This is a genomic window from Nigerium sp. (assembly GCF_039811905.1).
Taxonomy (GTDB): domain Bacteria; phylum Actinomycetota; class Actinomycetes; order Propionibacteriales; family Propionibacteriaceae; genus Propioniciclava.
In genome coordinates this window covers 1-25,188 of record NZ_JBDHZL010000024.1, presented here as the reverse complement: position 1 = coordinate 25,188, position 25,188 = coordinate 1, and the positions used below count along the sequence as shown (strand labels likewise).

General features: G+C 71.7%; 27 protein-coding genes. 9 read left to right on the top strand and 18 right to left on the bottom strand.

The window, feature by feature from the left end:
* Positions 1-108: 108 nt before the first annotated feature.
* The 6 genes from rph to WMJ97_RS06570 form a co-directional block, all read right to left on the bottom strand.
* The gene (gene rph / locus WMJ97_RS06595) at positions 109-834 is read right to left on the bottom strand and encodes a ribonuclease PH (protein ID WP_347348184.1); all 726 of its coding nucleotides are present in this window, start codon (positions 832-834) and stop codon (positions 109-111) included.
* An 85-nt stretch (positions 835-919) separates the two neighbouring features.
* Entirely contained in the window at positions 920-1,744 is an 825-nt protein-coding gene (gene murI / locus WMJ97_RS06590) for a glutamate racemase (protein ID WP_347348183.1), read from the bottom strand.
* Positions 1,745-1,822: 78 nt separating this feature from the next.
* On the bottom strand, positions 1,823-3,037 hold the full coding sequence (locus WMJ97_RS06585) for an anaerobic glycerol-3-phosphate dehydrogenase subunit C (protein ID WP_347348193.1): 1,215 nt from the start codon (positions 3,035-3,037) through the stop codon (positions 1,823-1,825).
* A 128-nt stretch (positions 3,038-3,165) separates the two neighbouring features.
* The gene (gene glpB, locus WMJ97_RS06580; RefSeq protein ID WP_347348182.1) at positions 3,166-4,419 is read right to left on the bottom strand and encodes a glycerol-3-phosphate dehydrogenase subunit GlpB; all 1,254 of its coding nucleotides are present in this window, start codon (positions 4,417-4,419) and stop codon (positions 3,166-3,168) included.
* Positions 4,416-5,996, bottom strand: a complete 1,581-nt coding sequence (gene glpA, locus WMJ97_RS06575; protein ID WP_347348181.1) for an anaerobic glycerol-3-phosphate dehydrogenase subunit GlpA — start codon at positions 5,994-5,996, stop codon at positions 4,416-4,418. The genes glpB and glpA overlap by 4 nt, the downstream gene beginning before the upstream one ends.
* A gap of 147 nt (positions 5,997-6,143) precedes the next feature.
* Positions 6,144-7,100 (bottom strand): sugar-binding domain-containing protein, encoded by a 957-nt coding sequence (locus tag WMJ97_RS06570; RefSeq protein WP_347348180.1) that lies wholly within the window; start codon positions 7,098-7,100, stop codon positions 6,144-6,146.
* A gap of 274 nt (positions 7,101-7,374) precedes the next feature.
* Between WMJ97_RS06570 and glpK the strand changes: the two genes are divergently transcribed.
* Complete coding sequence (glpK, locus tag WMJ97_RS06565; RefSeq protein WP_347348179.1) at positions 7,375-8,895, top strand: glycerol kinase GlpK; 1,521 nt, start codon at positions 7,375-7,377, stop codon at positions 8,893-8,895.
* A gap of 438 nt (positions 8,896-9,333) precedes the next feature.
* Here glpK and WMJ97_RS06560 read toward each other — a convergent pair whose 3' ends face one another.
* Together WMJ97_RS06560 and clpS are read right to left on the bottom strand one after the other, a co-directional pair.
* Positions 9,334-9,888 (bottom strand): DUF2017 domain-containing protein, encoded by a 555-nt coding sequence (locus WMJ97_RS06560; RefSeq protein ID WP_347348178.1) that lies wholly within the window; start codon positions 9,886-9,888, stop codon positions 9,334-9,336.
* The gene (clpS, locus tag WMJ97_RS06555) at positions 9,885-10,205 is read right to left on the bottom strand and encodes an ATP-dependent Clp protease adapter ClpS (protein ID WP_347348177.1); all 321 of its coding nucleotides are present in this window, start codon (positions 10,203-10,205) and stop codon (positions 9,885-9,887) included. Before clpS ends, WMJ97_RS06560 begins: the two co-directional genes overlap by 4 nt.
* 31 nt (positions 10,206-10,236) lie before the next feature.
* Between clpS and WMJ97_RS06550 the strand changes: the two genes are divergently transcribed.
* Complete coding sequence (locus WMJ97_RS06550) at positions 10,237-11,553, top strand: nicotinate phosphoribosyltransferase (protein ID WP_347348176.1); 1,317 nt, start codon at positions 10,237-10,239, stop codon at positions 11,551-11,553.
* A complete protein-coding gene (locus tag WMJ97_RS06545; RefSeq protein WP_347348175.1) occupies positions 11,550-12,116 on the top strand; it encodes an isochorismatase family protein in 567 nt (188 codons plus the stop codon). Before WMJ97_RS06550 ends, WMJ97_RS06545 begins: the two co-directional genes overlap by 4 nt.
* Positions 12,117-12,131: 15 nt before the next feature.
* Here WMJ97_RS06545 and WMJ97_RS06540 read toward each other — a convergent pair whose 3' ends face one another.
* The 4 genes from WMJ97_RS06540 to WMJ97_RS06525 form a co-directional block, all read right to left on the bottom strand.
* Positions 12,132-13,088, bottom strand: coding sequence for a hotdog domain-containing protein (locus WMJ97_RS06540; protein ID WP_347348174.1), 957 nt, complete (start codon positions 13,086-13,088; stop codon positions 12,132-12,134).
* A 1-nt stretch (position 13,089) separates the two neighbouring features.
* Positions 13,090-15,237: a 4-alpha-glucanotransferase gene (gene malQ, locus WMJ97_RS06535; RefSeq protein ID WP_347348173.1), complete on the bottom strand. Its 2,148-nt coding sequence runs from the start codon at positions 15,235-15,237 to the stop codon at positions 13,090-13,092.
* A gap of 59 nt (positions 15,238-15,296) precedes the next feature.
* Entirely contained in the window at positions 15,297-15,785 is a 489-nt protein-coding gene (locus WMJ97_RS06530) for a MarR family transcriptional regulator (protein WP_347348172.1), read from the bottom strand.
* A gap of 77 nt (positions 15,786-15,862) precedes the next feature.
* Positions 15,863-17,209: an MFS transporter gene (locus tag WMJ97_RS06525; RefSeq protein WP_347348171.1), complete on the bottom strand. Its 1,347-nt coding sequence runs from the start codon at positions 17,207-17,209 to the stop codon at positions 15,863-15,865.
* A gap of 36 nt (positions 17,210-17,245) precedes the next feature.
* Between WMJ97_RS06525 and WMJ97_RS06520 the strand changes: the two genes are divergently transcribed.
* The gene (locus WMJ97_RS06520) at positions 17,246-17,548 is read left to right on the top strand and encodes a DUF3039 domain-containing protein (protein ID WP_347348192.1); all 303 of its coding nucleotides are present in this window, start codon (positions 17,246-17,248) and stop codon (positions 17,546-17,548) included.
* Positions 17,549-17,621: 73 nt separating this feature from the next.
* Here the strand turns inward: WMJ97_RS06520 and WMJ97_RS06515 are convergent, their stop codons facing one another.
* Complete coding sequence (locus WMJ97_RS06515) at positions 17,622-18,188, bottom strand: NAD(P)-binding domain-containing protein (protein WP_347348170.1); 567 nt, start codon at positions 18,186-18,188, stop codon at positions 17,622-17,624.
* A 136-nt stretch (positions 18,189-18,324) separates the two neighbouring features.
* Between WMJ97_RS06515 and WMJ97_RS06510 the strand changes: the two genes are divergently transcribed.
* The 3 genes from WMJ97_RS06510 (at position 18,325) to WMJ97_RS06500 (ending at position 20,074) form a co-directional block, all read left to right on the top strand.
* The gene (locus WMJ97_RS06510) at positions 18,325-18,813 is read left to right on the top strand and encodes a MarR family transcriptional regulator (RefSeq protein ID WP_347348169.1); all 489 of its coding nucleotides are present in this window, start codon (positions 18,325-18,327) and stop codon (positions 18,811-18,813) included.
* A 125-nt stretch (positions 18,814-18,938) separates the two neighbouring features.
* On the top strand, positions 18,939-19,436 hold the full coding sequence (locus WMJ97_RS06505; protein WP_347348168.1) for a histidine phosphatase family protein: 498 nt from the start codon (positions 18,939-18,941) through the stop codon (positions 19,434-19,436).
* A 29-nt stretch (positions 19,437-19,465) separates the two neighbouring features.
* Positions 19,466-20,074 carry a hypothetical protein gene (locus WMJ97_RS06500; RefSeq protein WP_347348167.1) on the top strand — a complete coding sequence of 203 codons (609 nt, stop codon included), beginning with the start codon at positions 19,466-19,468 and terminating at the stop codon, positions 20,072-20,074.
* Positions 20,075-20,113: 39 nt separating this feature from the next.
* Here WMJ97_RS06500 and ahcY read toward each other — a convergent pair whose 3' ends face one another.
* The 4 genes from ahcY to WMJ97_RS06480 form a co-directional block, all read right to left on the bottom strand.
* A complete protein-coding gene (gene ahcY / locus WMJ97_RS06495) occupies positions 20,114-21,529 on the bottom strand; it encodes an adenosylhomocysteinase (protein ID WP_347348166.1) in 1,416 nt (471 codons plus the stop codon).
* 67 nt (positions 21,530-21,596) lie between these two features.
* Positions 21,597-22,625: a hypothetical protein gene (locus WMJ97_RS06490; RefSeq protein WP_347348165.1), complete on the bottom strand. Its 1,029-nt coding sequence runs from the start codon at positions 22,623-22,625 to the stop codon at positions 21,597-21,599.
* A complete protein-coding gene (locus WMJ97_RS06485; RefSeq protein WP_347348164.1) occupies positions 22,618-22,800 on the bottom strand; it encodes a Trm112 family protein in 183 nt (60 codons plus the stop codon). Before WMJ97_RS06485 ends, WMJ97_RS06490 begins: the two co-directional genes overlap by 8 nt.
* A 37-nt stretch (positions 22,801-22,837) precedes the next feature.
* Positions 22,838-23,200 (bottom strand): DUF3499 domain-containing protein, encoded by a 363-nt coding sequence (locus WMJ97_RS06480; protein ID WP_347348163.1) that lies wholly within the window; start codon positions 23,198-23,200, stop codon positions 22,838-22,840.
* 82 nt (positions 23,201-23,282) lie between these two features.
* On the opposite strand from WMJ97_RS06480, the gene WMJ97_RS06475 reads away from it, so the two are divergent.
* Positions 23,283-23,471 carry a hypothetical protein gene (locus WMJ97_RS06475; RefSeq protein ID WP_347348162.1) on the top strand — a complete coding sequence of 63 codons (189 nt, stop codon included), beginning with the start codon at positions 23,283-23,285 and terminating at the stop codon, positions 23,469-23,471.
* 10 nt (positions 23,472-23,481) lie between these two features.
* Positions 23,482-23,922, top strand: coding sequence for a metallopeptidase family protein (locus tag WMJ97_RS06470; protein ID WP_347348161.1), 441 nt, complete (start codon positions 23,482-23,484; stop codon positions 23,920-23,922).
* 102 nt (positions 23,923-24,024) lie between these two features.
* On the opposite strand, the gene WMJ97_RS06465 is transcribed toward WMJ97_RS06470, so the two are convergent.
* Positions 24,025-25,188: DUF5719 family protein (locus WMJ97_RS06465; protein WP_347348160.1), on the bottom strand; the 1,164-nt coding region annotated here is incomplete at its 5' end.

Below are 25,188 nucleotides of genomic sequence, written 5' to 3'. Positions count from 1 at the left end.
GGGATGATCCGACCCGGAAGGGGTCGTTGGTCACGGTAGCGTAACGACGCTTCCGCGGAGCCTATTCCGCCCACTCTACGGACGCCTCCGTCGGACGCCCCCGCGGCCTCAGGCGCGCAGCGCCTCCTGCTGCAGGCGGGTCAGCTCGGCGCAGCCCGCCGTGCCCAGGTCGAGCAGGCGGTCGAGCAGGGCCCGGTCGAACGGCTCCCCCTCGGCGGTGCCCTGCACCTCGACGAGACGCCCGTCGCCGGTGCACACGATGTTCATGTCGACGTCGGCTCGCGAATCCTCCTCGTACGGCAGGTCGAGCAGCGCGGCGCCGTCGATCACCCCCACCGACACGGCCGCCACCGACCCCTTCAGCGGCTCGCCGGCGAGGAGCCGGCGCGCGCGCAGCCACTCCACGGCGTCCGCCAGCGCGACGTACGCGCCCGTGATGGACGCCGTGCGCGTGCCGCCGTCGGCCTGCAGCACGTCGCAGTCGATCACGATCGTGTTCTCGCCGAGCGCCTTGTAGTCGATGACGGCGCGCAGCGCGCGCCCGATCAGCCGGCTGATCTCGTGCGTGCGGCCGCCCACCCGGCCCTTGCGCGACTCGCGGTCGCTGCGCGTGTTGGTGGAGCGCGGCAGCATCTCGTACTCGCTCGTCACCCAGCCCAGCCCCGAGCCCTTGCGCCAGCGCGGGACGCCCTCGGTGACGGACGCCGCGACCAGCACCCGCGTGCGCCCGAACTCGACGAGCACCGAACCCTCCGCATGGTCGAGCCACCCCCGCGTGAGCCGGACGTCGCGAAGCTGGTCGAAGGCGCGGCCGTCCGCGCGGGTGATCGTCATGGGTTTCACCCTAGCGACCGGGCCGGACACGATTCCAAACGGACGCCGCCGGCGCCGGGCGTCCGACGCCGGGATGATCCCGCCCCTACCCGCCGAAACGCACCGGCACCGGGGCGGCGAAGACCTGCTCGGCGTCGTCGACGAAACCGCGGGTGAGGCGTCGGGCGATGCCCTCGAACTTCTCGGGGTTGCCGGTGGTGAGGAAGACGCGTTTGCCCTCCCGCGGCCCCGGGCGCACCAGCCCCTTACCGGTGAGGGTCACGTAGGTCTCGCGGGCGCACTCCTCCGACGACGACACGAGGGTGACCTGGTCGCCCATCACATAGCTGATGACGCCGGTCAGCAGCGGGTAGTGGGTACAGCCGAGGATGAGCGTGTCGACGTGCTGCTCCGCGAGCGGCTTCAGGTAGTCGGCGGCGATGCCCAACAGCTTGGGGCCACCGGTGATGCCGGCCTCGACGTAGTCCACGAACTCGGGGCACGGCGAGGTGAACAACTGCACGTCCGGCACCGCCCCGATCGCGTCGTCGTAGCTGCGCGAATGCGCGGTAGCGAGGGTGCAGATGACCCCGATGCGGCCGTTCTTCGTCACCCGGACGGCCCGCCGCACCGCGGGCATGATGACCTCGACGACCGGCACGTCGTAGCGCTCGCGGGCGTCGCGCAGCACGGCGGACGACGCCGAGTTGCACGCGATCACAAGCGCCTTGACGCCGAGGTCGTACAGGTAGTCGAGGCACTCGAGCGCGTACTCACGCACCTCGGGGATCGACTTCGGCCCGTACGGCGCCCGCGCGGTATCGCCCAAATACACGATGTCTTCGCCCGGCAACTGGTCGACCACCGCGCGGGCGACCGTCAGGCCGCCGAAACCGGAGTCGAACAGGCCGATGGGTGCGTCGATGTCCACGGCGTCCGATCCTAGCCACTCACGGAATCGGCGCTCCACTGGGGCGTCCTGGCAAGGACGCCCCAGCGGGCACCGAGATCACGAAAGCCCGAGCGAGCGGTGCAGCAGGGTCACGGGGTGCACGGTCGGGACGCCGCTGCCCTTTTGGATCTGCCAGCGGCAGGTCTCGGTGTCGCAGACCGCCAGGTCCTTGTTGGTGGCCTGCACCATGTCGAACAGCGGCTTGCCCACGGCCTGGGCGATGTCGTACTTCTCCTTCTTGAGCCCGTAGGTGCCGGCGATGCCGCAGCACACCGCGTCGCTGTCGACGACCGTGAGCCCCGGAATGAGGCGCAGCAGGTCGGCCGCCGGCGTCCCCATGCCCTGGCTCTTGAGCTGGCAGGGCGCGTGATAGGGCACGGTCATCTGCAGCGGGCGCAACTCCTCGGCCGGGAACTCCCCCGCGTCGTACAGGTCGAGCAGGAACTCGGAGAACTCACGGATGCGGGTGCCCACGTCGGCGAGCTCGGAATCGTCGACCCCGAGGATCTCGTGCGCCTCGTGTTTGAGCATGCCCGTGCACGAGCCGGACGAGCTGATGATCGTGAGATCGGTGCCGGCCGTGCGCAGCGCCCTCACCAGCGACCGCACCGACTTCTTCGCCGACTCGAACAGCCCGTTGCTCTGCTCCGCCAGGCCGCAGCAGCCCTGCTTGGGCACGAGCACCTCGTACCCCAGGTGCTCCAGCACCTCGATGGTCTGCTTCGACGTCTCCACCTCGAAGTAGCCGCCCGCGCAGCCGTGGAAGTAGACGATCGGGCCGCGGGTGGCGGGCTTCGTCGGCTTGGGCCGCTTCTTCAGCCACGTGGCCAGCGTCTCGGGGCGCGCGGTCGGCATCGGGGCGTCCCGATGGACGCCGACGACCTTCTCCATCACGACGCGCGCCGGCTTGAACCCGAGCACGGCGTTGGCGACCGGGGCGACGGGCGTCATGGCCGCGCCCATGATCGTCGTGCGGCTGATGAGCTGATCGCGGATCGGCATGCCGTTCTGCTGCTTCATCGCGGCGCGCGCGAGCGAGTTGATCTCGGCCACGTTGACGCCCTGCGGGCACACGACCGTGCACGTGCCGCAACTCGAGCAGTAGTCGACCGAGTGGTCGACGGAATCGCCGTGGCGGAACCGCTCCCCCTGCGGGCCGACGAACTTCGGCCCCGAGAACAGCGGCGTCACCCGGGAGACCGGGCAGTTGGTCTCGCACACCGTGCACTTCACGCAGTGGTCGAGGGTCGACCGCGCCAGCTCGTTACCCAGCCGCTCGGCCGCGTCGGGAGCCGTGTCGCGCTGGGTGACCTTGCGGGCGCCGCTGGCCACCTGCGCGCCGGCCGACTTCGCGGCCGACGACACGGACTTCACGACGGTGCTCAGATCGAGCTTCTTGCTCACTTTTCCTCCCCGAGGATCGTGTCGGCTGCTCGAAGCGCGCTCGCCGCGGCGATGCCCTCGCCCGACTTCTCGCGCCAGCGGGTGGCTCCGGCGAGGATGCCGCCCGCGGCGAACAGGTTGGAATAGACGGGCGCCGAGTCGGGCCCGAGGACCCGCATCGATTGATCCACCCGGACGCCGACCTCGAACAGCGCTTGATCGCTGCCCCAGAAGTCGCCGTGGATGAGGCCCTCCGCCGAGTCGTGCGAGAGAGGCAGCCCGAGCGCCGGCTCGGTGATGTGGCCGTAGGAGTCGACGGCCAACGCCCCGCTCTCGAACCCGCCGGGCGCGAACACGAACGCGGACGCCTCGTACTCCCGCGCGTGGCCGGCCGAGCTGATCGAGACGCTCACGACCCGATCGCCCTCGACGCGCTTGGCGATCACCTTGGAGCCGTTGATCATCCGGACGCCCGCGTCGCGCGCCAGGGCCGACAGCGTCCGGAAGAGCCGAAGCCCCGGGACGCCGGGCGGCGGCAGCGGAACCTCGCAGACCGGATGGTCGACGATCTGGGCGATGTCGCGCCAGGCGTCGTGGTCGTCGAGCCCGAGGACGCCGGGCAGCACCACGATCTCCCCCGCGTTCGCCTGCTTGGCGACGGCCTTGGCGAACGTCGCCCGGACGTTCGGGTCGTCCAGCGCGCGGGCGTAGGTGAGGCCCGTGGTGTCGGCCTCCTCCGGGCGCGCCGGGACGTCGATCCACACCGCGCGCGCCGACACCGACCCGCCGCCGGGCACCTCGGCCCGGTCGAGGTTGCCGGCCACGAGCGTGGCCTGGAAGTCCTTGAGCCGCCGCAGCCCCACGACCACGTAGGCGTTGCCGTCCTTCACCGCGCCGTCGATCATGCTCGGCTGGGCGAGGGCGGTCGGCCGCACGGCGCCGACCGCGGTCGGCAGGTTCACGTTGGACGCCGGATCGCCCGCCAGCAGATCGGGGACGAGGCCGGCGACGAACTCCGCGGCCTCGCGGACGGCGTCCGCCCCCAGCACGGCGTAGGGGTGCTCGGGCTTGGTCTTCGCCAGGGCGCCCACGGCGTCCAGCGGGTCGGAGACGCGGTCGGGGCTGTAGCCGAGGATGTCGAACGTGCCCTGCGACAACTGCAGGCCGCCCGGCCCCTTGGAGATGAGCGACACCGTCTTGCCGCCCTTCGCGAGCCGCAGCGCCGCGGTCAGCCCCGCGAGCCCCGACCCGATGACGATGGCGTCCCTCATCGCACAACCTCCTCGGCCGGCACCGGCAGGTGCTCGACGTCCAACGTCCCCTGATAGATCCAGTCGTCCAGCGCCGTCTGCCGCACCTGGTCGCCGTAGAGGATGGGCCACAGCCCGATCCAGCGGTTCTTGAGGAACAGGCGCAGCAGGCCCGTCGCGCGCTCGACGTCGATCGCGCCGTGGTCGTGCGCGATGCCCGCGGCGCGCATCGAGCAGAAGCCCCCCTGACAAGGACCCATGCCGAGGCGCAACTGGCGCCGGAGGTCGTCCAGCGTGCCGGTCGGCTGCTCGTCGAGCGCCTCGACGAACATGCGCTTGCTCATGAGCTCGCACTCGCAGATGATCTGGTCGTCGAGCCGGTCCTCCTCGCGATCCTCCAGCCGGTGGGTGATCACGTAGTTCTTCGGCGGGTCGTTGTTGAAGTCGATGACCTCGTCGGCCGTCGTGCATGCCCGCTGCTCGCCGAGCTGCGCGCACATGGCGTCGACGATGTGCTCGGCCATGAGGCGGTAGGTCGTCAGCTTGCCCCCGCCGATCGTCAGCATGCCCTTGATGCCGTCGCGCTCGAGGTGGTCGATGACCGCCATGCCGCGGCTCATGTGGCGCGTGTCGGACGCCGACACCCGATCGTCCTTGATCAGCGGACGCGCCCCCGACCAGGCGTGCAGCGCGCGCGCCCGGCGGAAGCCCGGGATGAGCGCCTCACCGGCGTCGAACATCTGCTGCACCTCGTCGCGCGGGATGGGCAGGTCGTCGGGGTGGCTCTCCTTGACGTCGGTCGTGCCGATGATCGACACCGTGTGCACCGGGACGAGGATGTCGCCGTCGGCCGGGTAGATCAGGCGGTTGACCACGCTGTTCACCAGGCGGTGGTTCATCGCGATCATGATGCCGCGGCCCGGGATGACCGGCACGGGCGGCAGCCCGGCCATGTGGGTGATGCCCTCGGCCCACGGGCCCGCGCAGTTCAGGACGAAGCGGCAGTCGATCTGGACGTCCTCCCCGCCCTTCTGGTCGTAGCAGAACACCGCCTTGACCTGGTCTCCGTCGTGCTCGATGCGCGTGACCGGGTGGTAGGTGAGCACCTGGCCCCCGTGCTCGATGGCCGAGGACGCGGCGCCCCAGACGAGCTGCCAGCCGTCGACCGACCCGTCCTGCACCTCGATCGCCCGGAAGATGCCGGGGTTCAGCCGCGGCTCGCGCCGCAACGCTTCGGCGACCGGGATCTCCCGCGCCGGGACGCCCGTGGCGGCCGCGCCGGCCAGGAACCGGTCGCCGTACTCGGGATCGTCGCCCGGCGTCGCGACGAACAACCCGCCGGTCTCTTCGACCGCGCCGGGCTGGATGCGGGTGATGATCGCGTTCTCCTCGGCGCACTCGGTGGCCGAGCCCGGATCGCTCACGACGTAGCGGCCGCCGGAGTGCAGCAGCCCGTGGAAGCGCCCCGTCGTCCCCTGCCCCAGATCGGACTTGTCGACGAGAATGGCCTTGTAGCCGCGCATCGCGGCGTCCCGAACCACGCCGGCGCCGGTGGACCCGCCACCGATCACCACGACGTCTGCCTGAAGTCTTCTCACGCCGACTTTCCTCCTCGGGTCGTGGCCATCCTCGGCGATGGTCCGTCTGCGTCAGCCTAGGATCGCGGAGGGCCCGCGGCAACGAAACGGGCATATCTCGGCCAGACTCCACGACCTTGCGCGACAGGTGGGAGGACGTTCAGGACGTCAGCCGCCCATCCGCTCGACCACTGCGCGCGCGGTGACGTCGTCGCACACCAGGTCGGTCGCGACCCCGGCGCGCAGCGCGCCCAGCAGGGCCGGAGCGCGGCGCGGGTCGGGCACGACGCAGATGCGCCGCGGCACGCGCGCCAGCTCGCGCGGGGTCAGGCCGGTCGCCCGGTCGTTGAACGTGATGTCGGAATACGACCCGTCCTCCCGCAGCAACACCGTGCACACGTCGCCGACCGCCCCCTGCCGCTCGATCTGCGCCAGCTCGGCGGCGTCCAGGTACCCCGCGGTGTAGACGTGCGAGGGGACGCCGCCGTGCAGCGACCCGACGCCGAAGACCGCCACGTCGAGCCGGCGCTGCAACTCGAGCACCCGCTGCACCGACCGCTCGCGCCACATCGCGCTCTTGGTGTCGGAGTAGTCGAAGAACGCGGGCACCGGGAACAGCGCCACGCGCGCGCCGTACTTCTCGGCGATGGATTGCATGATCGACCCCACATAGGGGGACGCCGAGTCGTACCGGTTCGTGCTGCCGTTCATCTGCACGACCGTGACCCCCGTCAGGGGCCGCGGCTCGACGTGCTTCGCGATGTGGGTCATGGTCACGCCCCACGCCACGCCGATCAACTGGTCGTCGGCGACCACGGAGTTCAGCAGGGTGGCCGCGTGCCGGGCGACCTTCTCGAAGCGGGAGTTCAACCGCGCGCCCTCGCCGACGTTGACGAGGTGCACCTGGATGCCGAACTGCTCGGCCAGCGTCAGCGCCATCGGCGACCGCGAGCCCGAGTGCTCGGCGAGCGAAATCCGTACCAGGCCGCGCTCGCGCGCCTGGCTCAACAGCCGTGAAACCGACGATCGGGAGACCCCGAGCCCACGGGCGATGGTGTCCATGGTCTCGCCTTGAATGTAGTAGCGCGTCGCTGCGTCGTACATCTGCTCATACCGGTCGTTCATTCACTTCTTCTCCTCATCTCTGCACGAACGCCCATTGATCGCGAGCATCCGTTCACAACGTAACATAATCGCACCCGCGGGCGATAGATCGAATCACGCGCTCCAGGGTGGCACATGCGCGTTTTACGCAGGGATTCGGCGAGTCACTGAGCACGACATGGGCGAACGTCGTCGCGTCGCGGCGCGGGGTGCACGGGCGTGCGCTCCCTATCGGGCTCGTACCCCGACCCGGTAGTTTCTCGTCTACGGAATATCCGACATGGAGGAACATGCAATGACGCAGGAGAATTACGTCCTCGCCATCGACCAGGGCACCACGAGTTCCCGGGCCATCATCTTCGACCACTCCGGCCGCATCGTCGCGACCGGGCAGCGGGAGCACGAGCAGATCTTCCCGCGCGCGGGCTGGGTGGAGCACGATCCGATGGAGATTTGGGAGAGCGTGCGCGAGGTGGTCGCGCAGGCGCTGAGCAAGGCGTCCGTCAACCGGGACCAGATCGCCGCGGTCGGCATCACGAACCAGCGCGAGACCACGGTCGTCTGGAACAAGGAGACGGGCGAGCCGGTCTACAACGCGATCGTGTGGCAGGACACGCGGACGCAGAAGATCATCGAGGAGCTCGGCGGCGACGCTGGGCAGGACAAGTACAAGGATCGGGTGGGCCTGCCGCTGGCCACCTACTTCTGCGGGCCCAAGGTCAAGTGGATCCTCGACAACGTCGACGGCGCGCGGGCGGACGCCGAGGCCGGCAAGCTGCTCATGGGCACGATCGACACGTGGGTGCTGTGGAACATGACGGGCGGGGTCGACGGCGGCGTCCATGTGACCGACGTGACCAACGCGTCCCGCACCATGCTGATGGACCTCAAGACCCTGTCGTGGGACGAGGAGATCGCCGCCGACATGACGATCCCGGTCAGCATGCTCCCCGAGATCAAGAGCAGCTCCGAGGTCTACGGCAAGGGCCGCCAGAAGGGCCTGCTCGTCGACACCCCGATCGCCGGCATCCTCGGCGACCAGCAGGCGGCCACGTTCGGCCAGGCCTGTTTCGAGGTCGGCATGGCCAAGAACACCTACGGCACCGGCAACTTCATGCTGATGAACACCGGCGAGGAGATCGTCCCCAGCAAGAACGGCCTCCTCACGACCGTGTGCTACAAGATCGGCGACCGCAAGCCGATCTACGCGCTCGAGGGCTCGATCGCGGTCACCGGCTCGCTGGTGCAGTGGCTGCGCGACAACCTGAAGATGTTCGACAGCGCCCCCGAGGTCGAGAAGCTCGCCCTCGAGGTGGAGGACAACGGCGGCGTCTACTTCGTCCCCGCGTTCTCGGGCCTGTTCGCGCCCTACTGGCGCTCGGACGCCCGCGGCGCGCTCGTCGGCATGACCCGGTACGTGAACCGCAACCACATCGCGCGGGCCGCGCTGGAGGCCACGGCCTTCCAGACCCGCGAGGTGCTGGACGCCATGAACGCCGACTCCGGCGTCGAGCTCACCGAGCTCAAGGTCGACGGCGGCATGACGGCCAACGAGACCCTGATGCAGTTCCAGGCGGACATGCTGGGCGTCGACGTCGTGCGTCCGGTGGTCGCCGAGACCACCGCGCTCGGCGCGGCCTACGCCGCCGGCATCGCCGTCGGCTACTGGGAGGGCGAGCAGGACGTCATCGACAACTGGGCCGAAGACAAGCGCTGGACCCCCCAGATGGACGCCGACCAGCGCGAGCGCCTCTACCGCAACTGGAAGAAGGCCGTGACCCGGACCTTCGACTGGGTCGACGAGGACGTCGACTGAGCGCTTCGCTCCTTCTCCACCCGAGGACGCCGCGGCACCTGCCGCGGCGTCCTCGCTGTGTCGGTGGGGGCTCGTCGGGGGCCTCCGGAGCGGGAGGTCCGTTGGGTGGCCGAGGTCTGGGGGCATCGGATGGGCTGGCGTCCGAAACGCTGCAGGTGTTGTCGAAACGCTGCAGGTGTTGTCGAAACGCTGCAGGCGTTCTCGAAACGCCGGGCTCCGGCCGCAACGCTGCCTTACGTAAGGCAGCGTTCTCGATTAAGGCAGGCGTGGTCGAAACGCTGCAGGCGTTGCGCGGTTTACTGCAGGCGTTTCGTCAACGCTGCAGGCGTTGCGGTTCCGGGCGGGGCAGTTCGGTTCGGGAAGGGGCATCGGCGCGCTCACAGGAGCACCGGAGCGCGAGCCCCGCGTCGGAGTCCGCGTCCGTGACTCGCGTCCCCGTCAGCGCAGGGCGCTGAGCAGGCTCTCCAGCACGTAGCCGATCCAGTTGTAGAGGTTCACCATCTGCGAGCGCGGGTCGCGGGCGGGCAGGCGCGACAGGTTGTTGTACGCCGCGTCGTCGGTGATGCCGAGTCGCGCGGATAGGGCGAGCCGCAGCGCGTTGAGCGTCTTGATCCAGGGGGTGACGCGGTCGGGCGCGATGCGCACGGGCTCCTTGCCGTCGTGGGTCGCCCCCAGGTCCTCCAGGACGATCTGGGCATCGGCCAGCCGCGAGCGGACGGCGTCCGACTCGGTGTAGCGGCGGAAGTCGGAACTCGCGGACGGGTCGTCGGGGTAGGCGTCGGGGAAGAGGCGCGCGATCACCGGATCCTCGTGGTCCAGCGACGGGCCGGCCCCCATGCAGCCGACGAGCTGCTCGAACGGGTCGGAGCTCTCGGGCGCGAGGTCGCCGCTGATCAGGTCGACGACCTGCTGGACGAGCGATTCGAGCAGCGCGACCTCGAACTCCTCCAGGCGGGCGGTGTAGACGCCTTTCCGGCGAGAAAAATCCCTCACTCGGACCTCTCCAACGTGGCCCACAGGCCGTAGGCGTGGAGCGCGTTGACGTCGCGCTCCATCTCCTCCCGCGTGCCGGCGTTGACGACGGCTTTGCCCTTCGTGTGCACCTGCATCATGAGCCGCTCGGCCTTCTGCTTGGGGTAGCCGAAGTAGGTGACGAAGACGTGGGTGACGTAACTCATGAGGTTCACCGGGTCGTCCCACACGATCGTGACCCACCCGGCGAGGTCGAGCGCCGCACCTGCGGGCCGCTCGTCGACGGCCGTCCCGCCGGCGGGAACACCGGGCTTTTCTGGATGAGCCATGCCTGCCATTCTGTCAGATCCTGTGACTAGGCTGACCTGCATGACCACGACGACGGCGTTGCTCACCGACCACTACGAGCTCACGATGGTCCAGGCGGCCATGGGGTCCGGCCGGGCCTTTCGCCGGTCGGTCTTCGAGCTTTTCCCGCGCCGGCTACCGGAGGGGCGTCGCTACGGCGTGGTCGCCGGGGTGGGTCGCATGCTCGACGCGATCGAGGCGTTCCGCTTCGACGACGAGACGTTGGGTTTCCTCGCCGAGAAGAAGGTCGTCAACGATGAGACGGCGCACTGGCTGTCGTCGTACCGCTTCTCCGGCGACGTGTGGGGCTACCCCGAGGGCGAGATGTACTTCCCGCACTCCCCGCTGCTGCAGGTCGAGGGGTCGTTCGCCGAGGCGTGCATCCTCGAGACGGTGCTGCTGTCCATCTACAACTACGACTCGGCGATCGCGTCGGCGGCGTCCCGCATGACGCTGATGGCCGACGGCCGGCCTTGCATCGAGATGGGGTCGCGCCGCACACACGAGTGGGCGGGCGTCGCCGCCGCGCGGGCGGCCTACGTGGCCGGGTTCGCGTCGACGTCGAATCTGGAGGCGGGGCGCCGGTACGGCGTCCCGACGGCGGGCACCGCGGCGCACTCGTTCACGCTGCTGCACGATTCGGAATCGGACGCCTTCCGCGCCCAGATCGCCTCGCTCGGCGAGGCGACCACGCTGCTCGTCGACACCTACGACATCCACGAGGCGGTCAAGCTCGGCGTCGAGTTGACCGGCGGACGCCTCGGCGCGATCCGCCTCGACTCGGGCGACCTGGCCGAGTTGGCGGTCGACGTCCGGGGGCTGCTCGACTCGCTGGGGGCGACGAAGACGCGCATCGTCGTGACGTCCGACCTCGACGAATACCAGATCGCCGCGTTGCGGGGGGCGCCGGTCGACGGCTACGGCGTCGGCACGTCGCTCGTCACCGGCTCGGGGCACCCCACCTGCGCGTTCGTGTACAAGCTGGTAGCCCGGGCGTCCGGCGACGAGGCCGACGCGCCGATGGTTCCGGTCGAAAAGCTGTCGCTCAACAAGGCGACCGTCGGCGGCCGCAAGACCGCGCTGCGCCGGCTCGACGAGCAGGGCCGGGCCGAGGCCGAGGTGGTGGGGGTGGGCGTCCCGAGCGACGGCGACCACAACGACCGGCCGCTCCTCGTCCCGCTGATCACCGCGGGCGAGGTGGTCGGTCGCGAGCCCCTCGAGGCCGCCCGCGACCGGCACGCCGCCGCGCGTGCCGAGTTGCCCCGCAACGCCCGCAAGATGAGCAAGGGGGAGCCGGCGATCCCCACGGTCATGCTCGGTGAGGAGGGTCCACGATGACGCGCGCACTGATCGTCGTCGATGTCCAAAACGACTTCTGCGAGGGCGGGGCGCTCGCCGTCGAGGGCGGGGCCGCGGCGGCGTCCGCGATCTCGGCCTACCTCGCGCACTCCCCCGGTTACGACGTCGTCGTCGCCACCCGCGACTGGCACGTCGACCCGGGCACCCACTTCAGCGACGACCCCGACTTCGTCGAGAGCTGGCCGGTGCATTGCGTCGCGGAGTCCGAGGGGGCGCAGTTCCACCCGAACCTGCGCTACCGCACGTTCGACGGGGTGTTCGACAAGGGGCAACGCGACGCCGGCTACTCCGGGTTCAGCGGCAAGGAGAACCACACGCGAGCGAAACTCGGCGACTTCCTGCGGGCGCGCGGCGTCCACGAGGTCGATGTGTGCGGCATCGCGACCGACTACTGCGTCCGGGCGACGGCGATCGACGCCGCGCGGTCCGGCTTCGACACCACCGTGCTCGTCGACCTGACCGCGGCCGTCGACCCCGGCAACCTCAAGGCCGTGAAGGCCGAGTTGACGGGCGCGGGCGTCCGGGTGCGGCACACCGCCTGAGCGGCGCGCGGGCGCTCAGGCCGGGTCGGGGCGCAGCAGCTTGCGGCGGATCGTGATGAGGGCGCGCGCATGGTCCTCGAGCCGGACGTCCTCGGGCAGGCTGGGCCGCCAGGGCCGCACGTCCGTGGGGGCGCCGCGGGCGTCCAGGGCCGAGTAGACCATCGTGCAGTGGGTCGACGTGGGCAGCGGCTCGGCGCTGCGCGGGTCGCCGGTGCGCACGTGCACCGAGACGTGCATGAGCGAGCCCTCCGTGAGAATCAGTCGGGCCTCCACCTCCACGAGGTCGCCGATGAACATCGGCCGGTAGAACCGGACGCCGCCGGCGAACGTCGCCCGCGCCTCGCCCTGATGCCAGCGCTCGGCGACGAGTTTGGCGGTGCTGGAGATCCAGTGCATGACGTAGCCGCCGTGCACCTTGCCGCCCCAATTCACGTCGGTGGGGGCGGCCAGGAACCGCAGCGTCTCGCGGCACGAGGCCGTGTGCTCGGAGTAGCGCTGCCGGGCCAGTTCGGCCTCGATCTCCTTCCGGACGACGTTCAGCGCCTTGGCGCGCGTGTTCTGCGCGACCTCCCAGGCGTCCTCCGGCACGAACGTGGGCACGGGCGTCGGCTTGCCGTCGTCGCCCATGGCGACGAACGCGAGCAGACAGACGGTGTTGACGCGCAGGTCGCCCTGCCGCGGGTCGCCGCTCGACACGGTGCAGACGACCTGCAGCGACGTGCGTCCGGTGTAGACGACCCGCGCCTCCACCTCGACGAGGTGCCCCACCTGCACGGGGCGCGTGAAGTGGATGTTGCCGACGTACAGCGTCACGCAGTAGGTGCCCGCCCAGCCGACGGCCGCGGCGTAGCCCGCCTTGTCGATCCACTCCAGCATCTTGCCGCCGCCGACGCGGCCGGACGCGTTGGCGTCCATGGGGGCGGCGAGGAACCGCAGCGTCACCGAGCGCTGCGTGCCCGGCCCGCCGGCCACGTCAGCGCCTGCCCACGATGGGCCGGGTGAACCCGTTCATCACGGACGCCAACCGCTGCGCCCGCGCGCTGACGAAGACCTCCTCGAGCATCATCGGCTGCTCGTCGGGGCCGCTGAGCGGCACGCGCCAGTTGGGGTACTCGTTCATCGTGCCCGGCTGGTTCTGAATGCGGCGGTCGCCGACGGCGTCCGTCAGGGCCGCGTTCAGCACCCGCGAGCGCGACTGGGTGAGGAACCGGTAGAGGGCGAGCACCATCGCCTCCGCCTCGTCGTCACCCTCGCCCTCGTGCAGCAGGCCGCGCTCGGCGAGCGTGGCACGCCACTGGGCGAGCTCGCGGTCGAAGCGGGCCAGCTCGTCGTCCAGGTTCTCGGTGAGCAGGCCCAGCTCGTGCTGCAGCTTGAGGTGGGCGCCCTCGAGGTAGCCGGCCGTCGGGGGCAGGTCGTGCGTCGTGACCGACGCCATGCAGTACTCGCGGTACTGCTCGGGCGGGACGGGCGAGCCGTCCGCCTGCTCGAACCACGTGATCGAGGTGCCCAGCAGGCCGCGCTCGCGCAGGTAGGTGCGCACCCAGGGCTCCACGGTGCCCAGGTCCTCGCCCACGACGAGCGCGCCGGCGCGGTGGGCCTCCAGCATCACGATGCCGACCATGGTCTCGTGGGGGTACTTCACGTAGCTGCCCTGGGTGGGCAGCATCCCCTGCGGCACCCACCAGAGCCGGAACAGGCCCATGATGTGGTCGATCCGGACGCCGCCGGAGTGCCGCAGGACGCCCGCCACCATCGCGCGGAACGGCCAGAACGAGAGCTCCTCCAGCCGGTCCGGACGCCACGGCGACTGCCCCCAGTCCTGCCCGAGTTGGTTGTAGGCGTCCGGCGGGGCGCCGACGCTGACCCCGCGGGCGAACGAATCGCCCAGCATCCACGCCTCCGCGGATTCGTGGCTCACGCCGACCGCCAGGTCGCTCATGATGCCGACGCGCATGCCGGCGTCCTCGGCCGCGGACTCGGCCGCGCTGAGCTGGTTGTCGGCGATCCACTGCAGCCAGATGAAGAAGTCGATCTCGTCGGAGTGCGCCTGCGCGAACCCGGCGACGGCCGGCGACGACGGACGCCGGAAGCCCTCCGGCCACGACCGCCAGTCCATCCCGAACTCGCCGACCAGCGAGCACCACGTCGAGAAGTGCTGCAGGTTCGACCCCTCGCGCCGCAGGAAGTCGTCGCGGCTCATCTGGCGCGCCGCCGGGCGCCCTGCGTCGTAGATGATGCGGAGCGCCGCCATCTTCGCCCGCCAGATCGCGTCGCGGTCGATGCGGTCGGCGTTGCGCAGGCCCTGCAGCAGGCGTCCCTTGATCGTCGCGATCTGGCGGCGCTTCTTCTCGTCGAGCGTCGCGTACTCGGGGATGAGCTCGGGGCGCAGGTACAGCGGGTTGACGTAGCGCCGGCTGCTGGGCAGGTACGGCGACGGCTCGACGGGCGGCATCGGCTCGGCGGCGTGCAGCGGGTTCGTCAGGATGTAGCTCGCGAACTGCTGGGTGGCCGACCAGGTGGCGAGATCCGCCAGATCCTGCAGGTCGCCCATGCCCCAGCTGTCGGCCGACCGGACGCTGTAGAGCTGCGTCGCGTACCCCCAGATGCGCTTGCCGCCCATCGATTCGGGGAAGCCGAGGAAGCGCGGGCTCACGATGAGCGTGCCCTCGGCGACGTGCCCGTCGCTGCTCAGATGCAGGCGGTGATAGCCGAGCGGCAGGTCGTCGGGCAGCGCGAAAGCGGCCTGGCCGACCATGCGGCCGTCGACCTCGCGATCGGGCTCCCAGTCGTCGACCTGGCGGGTCAGCCGGACGCCTCCGTCCTCCAGACGGACGGTCAACACCGCGGACGCCCCGGCGGCCACGTGGACGGTCACCGTCGTGGCCGTGCCCTCCTCCATCGACACGCACGGGGGCAGCGAGCGCCGCCAGGGGCGCAGCCTGATCTCGGCCAGGGCGGCCTCGGCGGACTCCGGGGTGGCGGCGTCCACCCCCATGCCGGCGAGGATGCCGACGATCGTCTCGTCGGCGATGTCGACCAGGCGTCCCTTCCAGTCCCAGAACTGGGTGGCGATGCCGCAGGCGTCGGCCAGTTCGAGGAGGGTGGGGTGCATGAGCGCCATTGCGAGTCTTCCTTACTACGGCGGGTTCGGTTCACCCTAGCGGCCAAACGCCGCGGCTCCTACTCCGGCTCGAAGGGAACCAGCAGTCGGCGGAGCAAGTCGGCCGCGACGTCGGCCTCGTCCTTCGTCAGCACCTCGAGCAGGCGATGCTCGTGCGCCACGAGATCGGCGATCGCACCCTCGACGGCGGCCATCCCGCCCGGCGTCAGCCGCACCCGGACGCCCCGGCGGTCGCGCGGGTCGGGACGCCGCTCGACCATCCCGCGGGCCGCCAGCCGGTCGATGCGGTTGGTCATCGTGCCCGAGGTCGACAGGGTCTGATGAATGAGGGCACCGGGCGACAGCTCGTACGGGGACCCCTCGCGGCGCAGCGCGGCCAGCACGTCGAACTCCCACACCTCCAGCTCGTGGCGGTCGAACGCCTCCTTGCGCGCGAAGTCGAGGTGACGCGCCAGTCGGGACACGCGCGAGAAGACGCGCAGCGGGCTCGCGTCCAGCCCCGGCGCCTCGCGCTCCCAGGCCCGCAGGATCCGGTCCACCTCGTCCACCACGGACCTCCTCTCGACGTCGAGAGTGTAGCCATAGCGAGACACGAAGTCGTCCGGTTGGACGCCTGTGCAGACGGTCAGGACGCCGCGTGGTTGCGGACCGGCCCGATGCGGCGCGAAAAGGCCACGGACGTGGCGGCGATCGCGGTCAACACCGTCACGGGGACGCCGAACGCGGCGAGCTCCTCGCCGCGGCCCCGCGCGAAGGCGTAGAGGGTGCCGGCCAGGCCGCCGAGCAGGGACATGCCCATGGCCTCGCCGACCTGCAGGGCGCTCGTGTTGCGCCCGAGCTGCTCGGGCGCCGACAGCAGCATGACGGCGACCGACGTGCTGGCGCTCTGCAGCCCCATTCCGACGCCGGCCAGGGTCGCGCCCGCGACGACCACCCACAGCCACACCGACGGCCACCACGTCCCGACCGCGATCACGCCGATGCCGGCGGCGACGGACGCGGCCCCCGCCAGCACGATCGTGTCGCGCCGCCAGCGCAGCCACGGCCGCGACTGGAGCCACGAGCCGGCCATCCAGCCGACCGAGGAGATCGTGATGACCGCCCCCGCCTCCACGAGCGTGAGACCCCGCAGCGTCACGAGCATGAGCGGCAGGAACGACTGCTGCGCGAAGAACGAGCCGCCGGTGAGCAGCCGGACGTTCACCACGGCCGGCAACCCGGACGCCAAGGGCCGATACCCCACCGGCATGAGCCGCGGCGCCGCGACGACGACGAGCACGAGCCCCAGCGCCATCAGGCCGCCCGAGAGGGGCGTCAGGTTCTGCCCCGCCGCCTGGACGACCGCGAGCCCGGCCGCCACCGCGACCGCACCCCAGACGCTCGCGGGAGCGGCGTCCGCGCTGGGCTGGACGCGGAGATCCGCGCGCAGCAGCGGGGGGAAGAGCATGAGCGCGCCCAGCACGACGATCGGCAGGATGCCCCAGAACACGGCATGCCACGAGAACGTCTGGGTCAGCCAGCCGGCCGCGCCGGGGCCGACGAACGACGGCAGCATCCAGGCGGCGGAGAACCAGGTCATCATTGCGGCCTGCTCGGCGGGCTCGAAGAGCTTGCCGACGAGCACCATCAGCGCGACGTTCACGAAGCCGCCGCCCAGGCCCTGGACGAAACGCCCGGCGAGCAGCACGGGCATCGTCGGCGCGAGCGCGGCGACGGTCACGCCGACGCCGAAGAGCGCGAGCCCGGCCATCGCGGGCAGGGTGGGGCCGATGCGGTCGCAGAGGCGTCCGGCGAGCACGATCGCCACGATCTGCGGGATCGCGAACGCGGTGAACGCCCAGGCGTAGAGGTCGAGCCCGTGCAGATCGGACGCCGCCGCGGGCATGGCCGTGCCGACCGCCTGCGCCTCGAACGCGATGGCGGTGACGAGCATGAGGAGGCCCACGACGAGGCCCCGGCGGGACGATGGCACGGGGTTATCTCATCACCGGGGGTCAACTAGCATGAAATCGTGACTGAGCTAGCACCTGGTTCCCAGACCGCCGTCGACGAGCGCACGGGCACGGTCCTCGACGAGCGTTCGGATTTCCGTCTCGACGAGGGCGACCACGAGCGCTTCTCGCACTACGTGCCCAAAGACAAGCTGACCGAGGCCATGGTCATGGGCACCCCCGTCGTCGCCCTGTGCGGCAAGGTCTGGGTGCCCAGCCGGAACCCCGACCGCTTCCCCGTGTGCCCCGAATGCAAGGAGATCTGGAGCTCCCTCAACCCCGGCCAGGGTGGCGGCCAAGGCGGCGGCGAGGGCGAGTGACCCGCCGGCTCACGCACCGGCGCGGCGCGCCCACCCCCTGACTGGGGCGCACGCGCCACCCGGCCCGGGGGGCTCAGGCGACGACCGCGAAACCGCCGGTCCAGCCGATCTTCTCGGACGCCGCGAGCGAGATCTGCAGGAAGCCGATCGCCTCGAGCTCACGGGCGCGCTTGAGTGAGCCGGCGTCCAGGGCCTTGACGCCCGACGGGGTGATGGCCGCGATGAGGGACGCCTTGGCGTCCGCATCGTCGCCGGCGACCAGGACGGTGGTCGGCTGATCGCCGGCCACCCCGGACGCCAGCGTGGCGCCGAAGTTCGTGTTGAACGCCTTGAGGACGTGCGAGGAGGGCAGCGCGGCGGCCAGCTCGGCCGCGGCCGAGGCGTCCGGGGCGACGGTCAGGGAGTCGAACGTCGCGAAGTCGACCGGGTTCGTGATGTCGACCACGATCTTGCCCGCCAGTTCGGCCTGGCGCTGCGCGGCGATGTCGGCGAGAGCGGCGTAGGGGACGGCCAGCACGACCACGTCGCCCGTCGCGGCGTCGTCGCGGCCGACGAGCTGGACGCTCGCCCCGGCGCGCTCGAAGACCGACTGGATGGCCTGGCCCATGGTGCCGCGGCCGATGATGCTGATGCTCGTCATGATTGACTCCTTATTGGTTGATGGTTTAACCATAGTTCGACTTGGTTGTCCTGTCAACCAATCCGGTAGAATCGGGGCGGCGCGACGGGAACAGGCCGCACGAGGCCTGCGACCAGGGCCGGAGAAGGAGACGACGATGACGCGATGGCTCACCCCGGACGAACGCGCGGCGTGGGTGGGGCTCTCCGCCGTGCTGGAGCGGCTCCCCGCGGCCCTCGACACCCAGCTCCGGCGCGACGCCGGGCTCACCCACTTCGAGTACTGGGTGCTCGCGATGCTGTCGGAGTCGGAGGGGCACACCCTGCCGCTCAGCGCCCTCGCGGGCCTCACGCGGGCGTCCCTGCCGCGTCTCTCGCACGTCGTCCGGCGGCTGGAGGAGCGCGGGTTGCTCCGTCGCTCCCCCAGCCCGCACGACGCGCGCGTCACCGACGCGACGCTGACGGACGCGGGCTGGCTCCTCGTCCAGGAGGCCGCGCCGGGCCACGTGGAGATGGTGCGCGCGAACGTGCTCGACGCGTTGACGCCCGAGCAGGTCGGGCAGTTGGAGCGCATCTCGTTCGCGATGCTCGCCAAGATCGCCCCGGACGCCGCCCCGGCGGCCCGGCGGATCGCGGGGCGGGAGTAGCGGACGGGGTCGCCGACTCAGGCGGAGGCGTCCGGGGGTGCGGGGCGACATCGCCCGCCGGAAGGGCAGCGACGCCCCGCCGAAACATCACCGGGACGCCGGGGCCGCACCCGTAGACTTTGCGCATGTCCCGCAAGACCCTTCTCGTGATGCGGCACGCCAAGTCGTCGTGGAGGACCGACGATCCCGACATCCGGCGGCCGCTGTCCGGCCGCGGCACGCGCGATGCCCTGGTGGCCGGCCAGGTGCTCACGACGTTCGACATCGACGTCGTGCTGTGTTCGGCGGCAACCCGCGCCCAGCAGACCTGGCAGGAAGCGACGGCGGGCGGGGCGAGCGCGGGGAGCGTCCGGGTGCTGGAGTCGCTCTACCACGCGGGCACGGACCAGACGCTCGGCATCCTGCGGGAGGTGCCGGCGTCCGCGCGGACCGTGCTGCTCATCGGCCACGAGCCCGTGCTGAGCGATCTGATCACGAGCCTCGCGATCTCCTCGAAACTCACCGCGCAGGTGGAGAGCAAGTTCCCGACGTCCGGGCTCGCGGTGCTCGCGCACGAGCGGGATTGGGACGAGCTGGAGTACGGCTCGGCCACCCTCACCGCGTTCGAGGTTCCGCGCAGTTGAGGCGGCGCGCGGCCCCGTAGGATGGGCCGATGAACTGGGTCGAGGTGGTCGGCTACGTGGCATCCGCGCTCGTCGCGCTGTCGTTCGCGATGCGCTCGGTCGTGAAGCTGCGCACGGTCTCCCTGGTGGGGTCGGCGATCTTCGCGGTCTACGGGGCCCTGATCGGCGCGTGGCCGGTCGTCATCACGAACTCGATCATCGCCCTGCTGAACGCCTGGCGGCTGCGCGTCGAACTGGCGCCGGAGGCGTCCTCGCTGAAGGTGGTCGAGATCGAGCCCGACGCGCCCTTCCTCAGGGACTACCTCGCCGCGAACCTGACCGACATCCACCGCTCCCAGCCGGAGTTCTCGATCGACGCCCCCTACCCGTTCGCCCGGCTGATCACCCGCGACGGGCTGCCCGCCGGCGCGTTTCTGGCGCGCCCGCTCGGCGACGAGCTGGAGGTGGCGCTCGACTACGTCACGCCCGCCTACCGCGACTCGTCGGTGGCCCGGTGGCTGTTCGGGCCGGGCAAGACCACGTTCACGAACGCCGGCGTCCGCCGGCTGGTGGCGCGGGCGTCCACCAGCGAGCATCGGACCTACCTGGAGGCCTGCGGGTTCGTCCCCGAGGGCGGCAGCTACGTCAAGCAGCTCTGAGCGCGGGGCCGCTCAGAGCCGGGACGCCGCGACCGGCGCTCAGTAGCGGTACAGCTCGGCCTTGAACGGCCCTTCCTTCGGGACGCCGAGGTAGGCGGCCTGCTCGTCGGTCAGCTCGGTCAGCCGGACGCCGAGGGCGTCCAGATGCAGCCGCGCGACCTCCTCGTCGAGCTCCTTCGGCAGCGTGTAGACGCCGGTCGGGTACTCCTCGGGCTTGGTGAACAGCTCGATCTGCGCGAGCACCTGGTTCGTGAAGCTGTTGCTCATCACGAAGCTCGGGTGGCCGGTGGCGTTGCCGAGGTTCAGCAGGCGCCCCTCGGACAGGACGATGAGCGAGTGGCCGTCCGCGAACGTCCAGACGTCGACCTGCGGCTTCAGGTTCATGCGCGAGATGCCGGGCAGCCGCTCGAGACCCGCCATGTCGAGCTCGTTGTCGAAGTGGCCGATGTTGCCGACGATCGCCAGGTCTTTGGTGGCGGCCATCTGCGCGGCGGTCACCACGTTCAGGCAGCCGGTCGCCGTGATGATGATGTCGGCCTCGCCGACGACGTCGTCGAGCCGCGCCACCTGATAGCCGTCCATCGACGCCTGCAGCGCGCAGATCGGGTCGATCTCGGTCACGATCACGCGCGCGCCCTGGCCGGCCAGCGCCTCGGCGCACCCCTTGCCCACGTCGCCGTAACCGCACACGACGGCCACCTTGCCGCCGATGAGGACGTCCGTCGCCCGGTTGATGCCGTCGATCAGGCTGTGCCGGATGCCGTACTTGTTGTCGAACTTGCTCTTGGTCACCGAGTCGTTCACGTTGATCGCCGGGAACAACAGCGCCTGCGCCCGCGCCATCTCGTACAGCCGGTGGACGCCGGTCGTCGTCTCCTCCGTGACGCCCTGGATGCTGTTCGCCACGCCCACCCAGTCGAGCGTCGAGGCGCGGAGGGTGGCGAGCACCACGGCATACTCCGCCGAATCGGACGCCGCCGGCTGCGGCACCGCGCCCGCCTTGGCGAACTCGACGCCCTTGTGCACGAGCAGCGTCGCGTCCCCGCCGTCGTCGAGGATCATGTTGGGGTGCGTGCCCTCCCAGGTGAGGATGCGCTCGGTGCACGCCCAGTACTCCTCGAGCGTCTCGCCCTTCCAGGCGAACACCGGGACGCCGCGCGGGTCGTCCGGGGTGCCGTCGGGCCCGACGACGATCGCGGCGGCCGCCTCGTCCTGGGTCGAGAAGATGTTGCACGACGCCCACCGCACCTGCGCGCCCAGCGCGACCAGCGTCTCGATGAGCACCGCCGTCTGGACCGTCATGTGCAGGCTGCCCGCGATGCGCGCGCCCTTCAACGGCTGGCTCTCGGCGTACCGCTCCCGCATCGCCATCAGGCCGGGCATCTCGTGCTCGGCGAGGGTGATCTGCTTGCGGCCGTAGTCGGCGAGGTTCAGGTCTGCGACGCGATAATCCACGGGGACGAAGCCTACCCGCGCCGGCGGCGTCCCGTCGTGCCGGACCGGTGGGGCGCCCCGCGCCCCGTCAGCGGTTCGCCAGCGCCCGCACGCGGCCGCCGCCGATCGCGAGGTAGGCGGCCGAGAACAGCCCCTCCTGCAGGACGGTCGCGTAGCGCTCCATGGTGGACGCCGCCGTGTGCTCGATCGTCACCACGTGGACGTCGGCCGCGTCGGCGTTGCTCTGCAGGATCTCGCGGCTCTCGTCGGACGCCTCGTCGCCCAGCCCGTCCTCGATCACGACGAGCACCGGACGCCGGTCGACCGGCTGCTCCTCGAACGGATCCTCGAACGGGTCGCGCGGGCGGGTCTCGGCGAGGATCGGGATCAGCGCGCCCGCGTCGGCCGACAGCGCGACCCGGCCGGTCGCGCCGCGCACCGCCTCCGCAATACGCCGGGACGCCCGCGCCGCCAGCACGCTGCCGCCCCAGATGAGGGGCTGGCCGTCGGCGAGTTCGAGCGCGTTCTTCTTGGCCGGATTGCCCGCGATGTCGCGCGACAGGGAGCACCGGGTGGCCACCTCGTCCATCGCGTCGGCGATCGCGGCCGGGTCGGCCGGGCCGGCGAGCTGGAGCGCGTGGAGGGCCATCAGCGTGGTGATCGCCCCGCACAGCGGGTCGGACGTGCGGCTGGGCAGCAGCGTCGTCGCCCGCGAGGACGCCTGCCGCGCGAGCGGGGAGTCCTCAGGAGCCGTCACGATGAGCCGGCTGCCGCGCCGGAGTGCTTCGCTGACCGTCGCCGAGGGCGTCCGGCCGGCGCCGCCGAGGACCACCACGACGTCCAGCGGGCCGACCCAGCCGGGCAGGCCCAGGTTGGGCCACGCCACGAACGGGACCGGGCAGGTCGGCTCGAGCACGGCGCGCAACAGGCGCGCCTCGGGGCCGACGGCGACGACCGCGCGGGGGCGGGCGTCGGGGGTGACGAGCGCGAGGGCGTCGCGCGCGGCGTCCGACTCCCGGCGCAGGCGCGCACCGGCCTCGGCGAGGGGGCGCAGCAGGCCGTCGGCGTCCTGGAGCGCCTGCGGATCGTCGAGCAGGCCGTCGTCGAACTCAGGCATGGCCGCCGCGCGCCTCGTCTTCGATCAGGATCGGGATGCCGCCCCGCACGGGGTAGGCGAGCCCGCACTGCGGGTTGGTGCACTGCAGCTCGTGGGCCTCGTACGCCCAGGCCAGGCGGTGCCGACAGCGCGGGCAGACCAGCAGCTCCAGCACGTCGGGGACGATGTCACTCATGGGCGCTCCTTCCGGCCCCTTAGCCTAGCCGCCCGGGCTAGCGGGGCTCGACGGGCAGGTCGGCGACGACGGCGAGGTGGCCGCGACGCCGGGTGACGACGGGCTCGGTCAGCGGCTCGGGCTCGCCATACCCCATGCCGACTTCGCGGACGGCGTCCGCGAGCGCGAGGAGGTCGTCGGAGGAGGCGCGCCGGGGCTCGGCGTCCAGAGGGAGGCGGATGAGCTCCCAGCCGCGCGGGCTGGAGAGGGCCTCGCAGTGCGTGGCGCACAGGTCGTAGCTGCCCGGCTCGGCGCGCAACGCCAGCGGACCCACGACGGCCGTCGAATCGGCGTAGACGTAGGTGAGGGTGGCGACGGCGGCCGCCGAGCAGCCGGTCTTGGAACAGCGGCGGGAACTCACCTGGAGAAGGCTACTCGCCGGAGACGGGCGTCCGCGGCATCCCATCGCGTGTCCGCGGCGGGCGTCCGGCACACTGGGCGGCATGCGCGAGATCGAGCGGCTGCGGCGGTGGGCGGGCCTGGGCGGGACGTGGGAGGTCGTCGAGCGGACGCCGGCGCGGGTCACCGTCTCGCTGCGGCGCTGCGACGGCGGCGAGGAGGCGGAGCTGCTGGTCAGCGAGGACGCCGACCTGCTGGGCTGGCTCGGCGGGCGGACGTCCAGCGAGCAGTAGGCTCGCGGCCATGCGTACGCACCGAGACCGTCACGGACGCGGCCGCCGCGGGCGGCTGGCCCTCCCGAACCCGTACACCGGGGGGCCTGTCCCGCTGCGGGCGCGGCTGTCGCCGGAGGCGTTCTTCACCCGCTGCGTCAGCGACGCGTGCGCGCAGATCCTGCGGAACTGCCCGCGGGCGCTGGCGGGGGTGGACGTCGGCATCGAAGACGTCCCGACGATCGATGCCGCGTGGGCCCCGAACCGCGTCCCGCTGGCGGCCGCGGTGACCGCGACGCCGACGGTGAACGGGCAGGTGGTCGTGTACCGGCGACCGCTGGAGCGGCGGGCCGCGAGCCGGCGCGGGCTGCGCATCCTCGTCTACCGGACCATCGTCGAGCAGCTCGCGAACGTGACGGGCATCCCGACCGACGAGATCGACCCCGACGGGGACCGCGACGCCGACGACTGACCCGTGTGCGTTTCTACCTGACGCTCTCCACACCCTGGTGTGGGTTTCGTCACACGGCCCGGGGTCGCTACCCGCGCCCGGGGGCGAGTGACGCCCGGCGCGTCAGGCCCCCACGCGCGGGTCCGCGGCCACCCGGACGCCCGCCTCGGCCGCCGGTCGCGCCGGGACGCCGAGCCACGCCAGCCCGTCGGCCGTGCCCGCCTTGCCGCTCAGGACGACAGCCGCATGCACCTGCCCGGACGACGTCACCGTCACCACCGGATGATCGGCCGCCGGCACCGCGACCTCCACCGACGCGCCGGCCGCCACCGACGCGGCCCGATCCAGCAGGACGCCCCCGTCGGGCGCCCGCACCAGCACCCGCGCGGACGTCGCGGTCGCCCCCGGGTTCGCCAGGGTCACCGTCGCGCGCGTCGCCGACGCGGTCGCCAGGGGCCACCACACCTGCCCGTCGACGACCGGCGACGCCCCGGACGACGCCCAGTCCGTCTGGGCGACCGACGTCCCGCTCCGCGCCTCCACGGACGCCGTCACCGGCTGGTCGGACGTCACCCGCACCGCCCCGCCGCCGCCGCGCAGCCCGCCGGTCAGCGAGACGGTCCTCGTCGACTGCGGCGGCACGCTCACCCGGTCGGCGCCGGCGGGCGCGAACGTGCCCGACCCGCCCAGGACGCCGATCCGCACCTCGGCGGTCCGGTCGCCCGGGTTCCCGACCACGAGATCGCGCGGCCCGCCGCCGGAGGGCACCCCGGCCACGATCGCGCTCGTCGCGGGCGCGCCGACGGCGGCGAGCCAGTCGGCGCCGACGGCGTCCGGGCCGGAGAAGAGCGTCTGGCGGACGACCGCCCCCACCCGCCCCGCGGACGTCTCCACCCGCACGACCAGGGGGGCGTCCGACGCGAGGATCGGCCCGAGGTCGACCGTGCTCGCGGTGCGCCCGCGCACCAGGATCCCGCGGCCACCGAGCCCGGCGAGCCGCCCGCCGGGGCCGTAGGCGGTCAGGTTCACGTCGGCGGCCTCGGCGTCCGCGTTCAGCAGCACGAGTTGCGCCCGCGCGTTCGCGCCCGCCCGGACGCCGGTGAACCACTGGTCGGCTCGCGGCACCACGCAGGGGGCGGCGCCGAGGCCGCGGTCGGCGCCCGCGTCGCCGAGCGCCGTCACGGTCGCGCCGAGCACGGCCCCGCTCGGGTCCGCCACGCGCAGCGGCTCGGCGCCCATCCCGACGACGGCCGGGCCGGGCACAGCCGTCGTCGCGTCGGGGTCGCC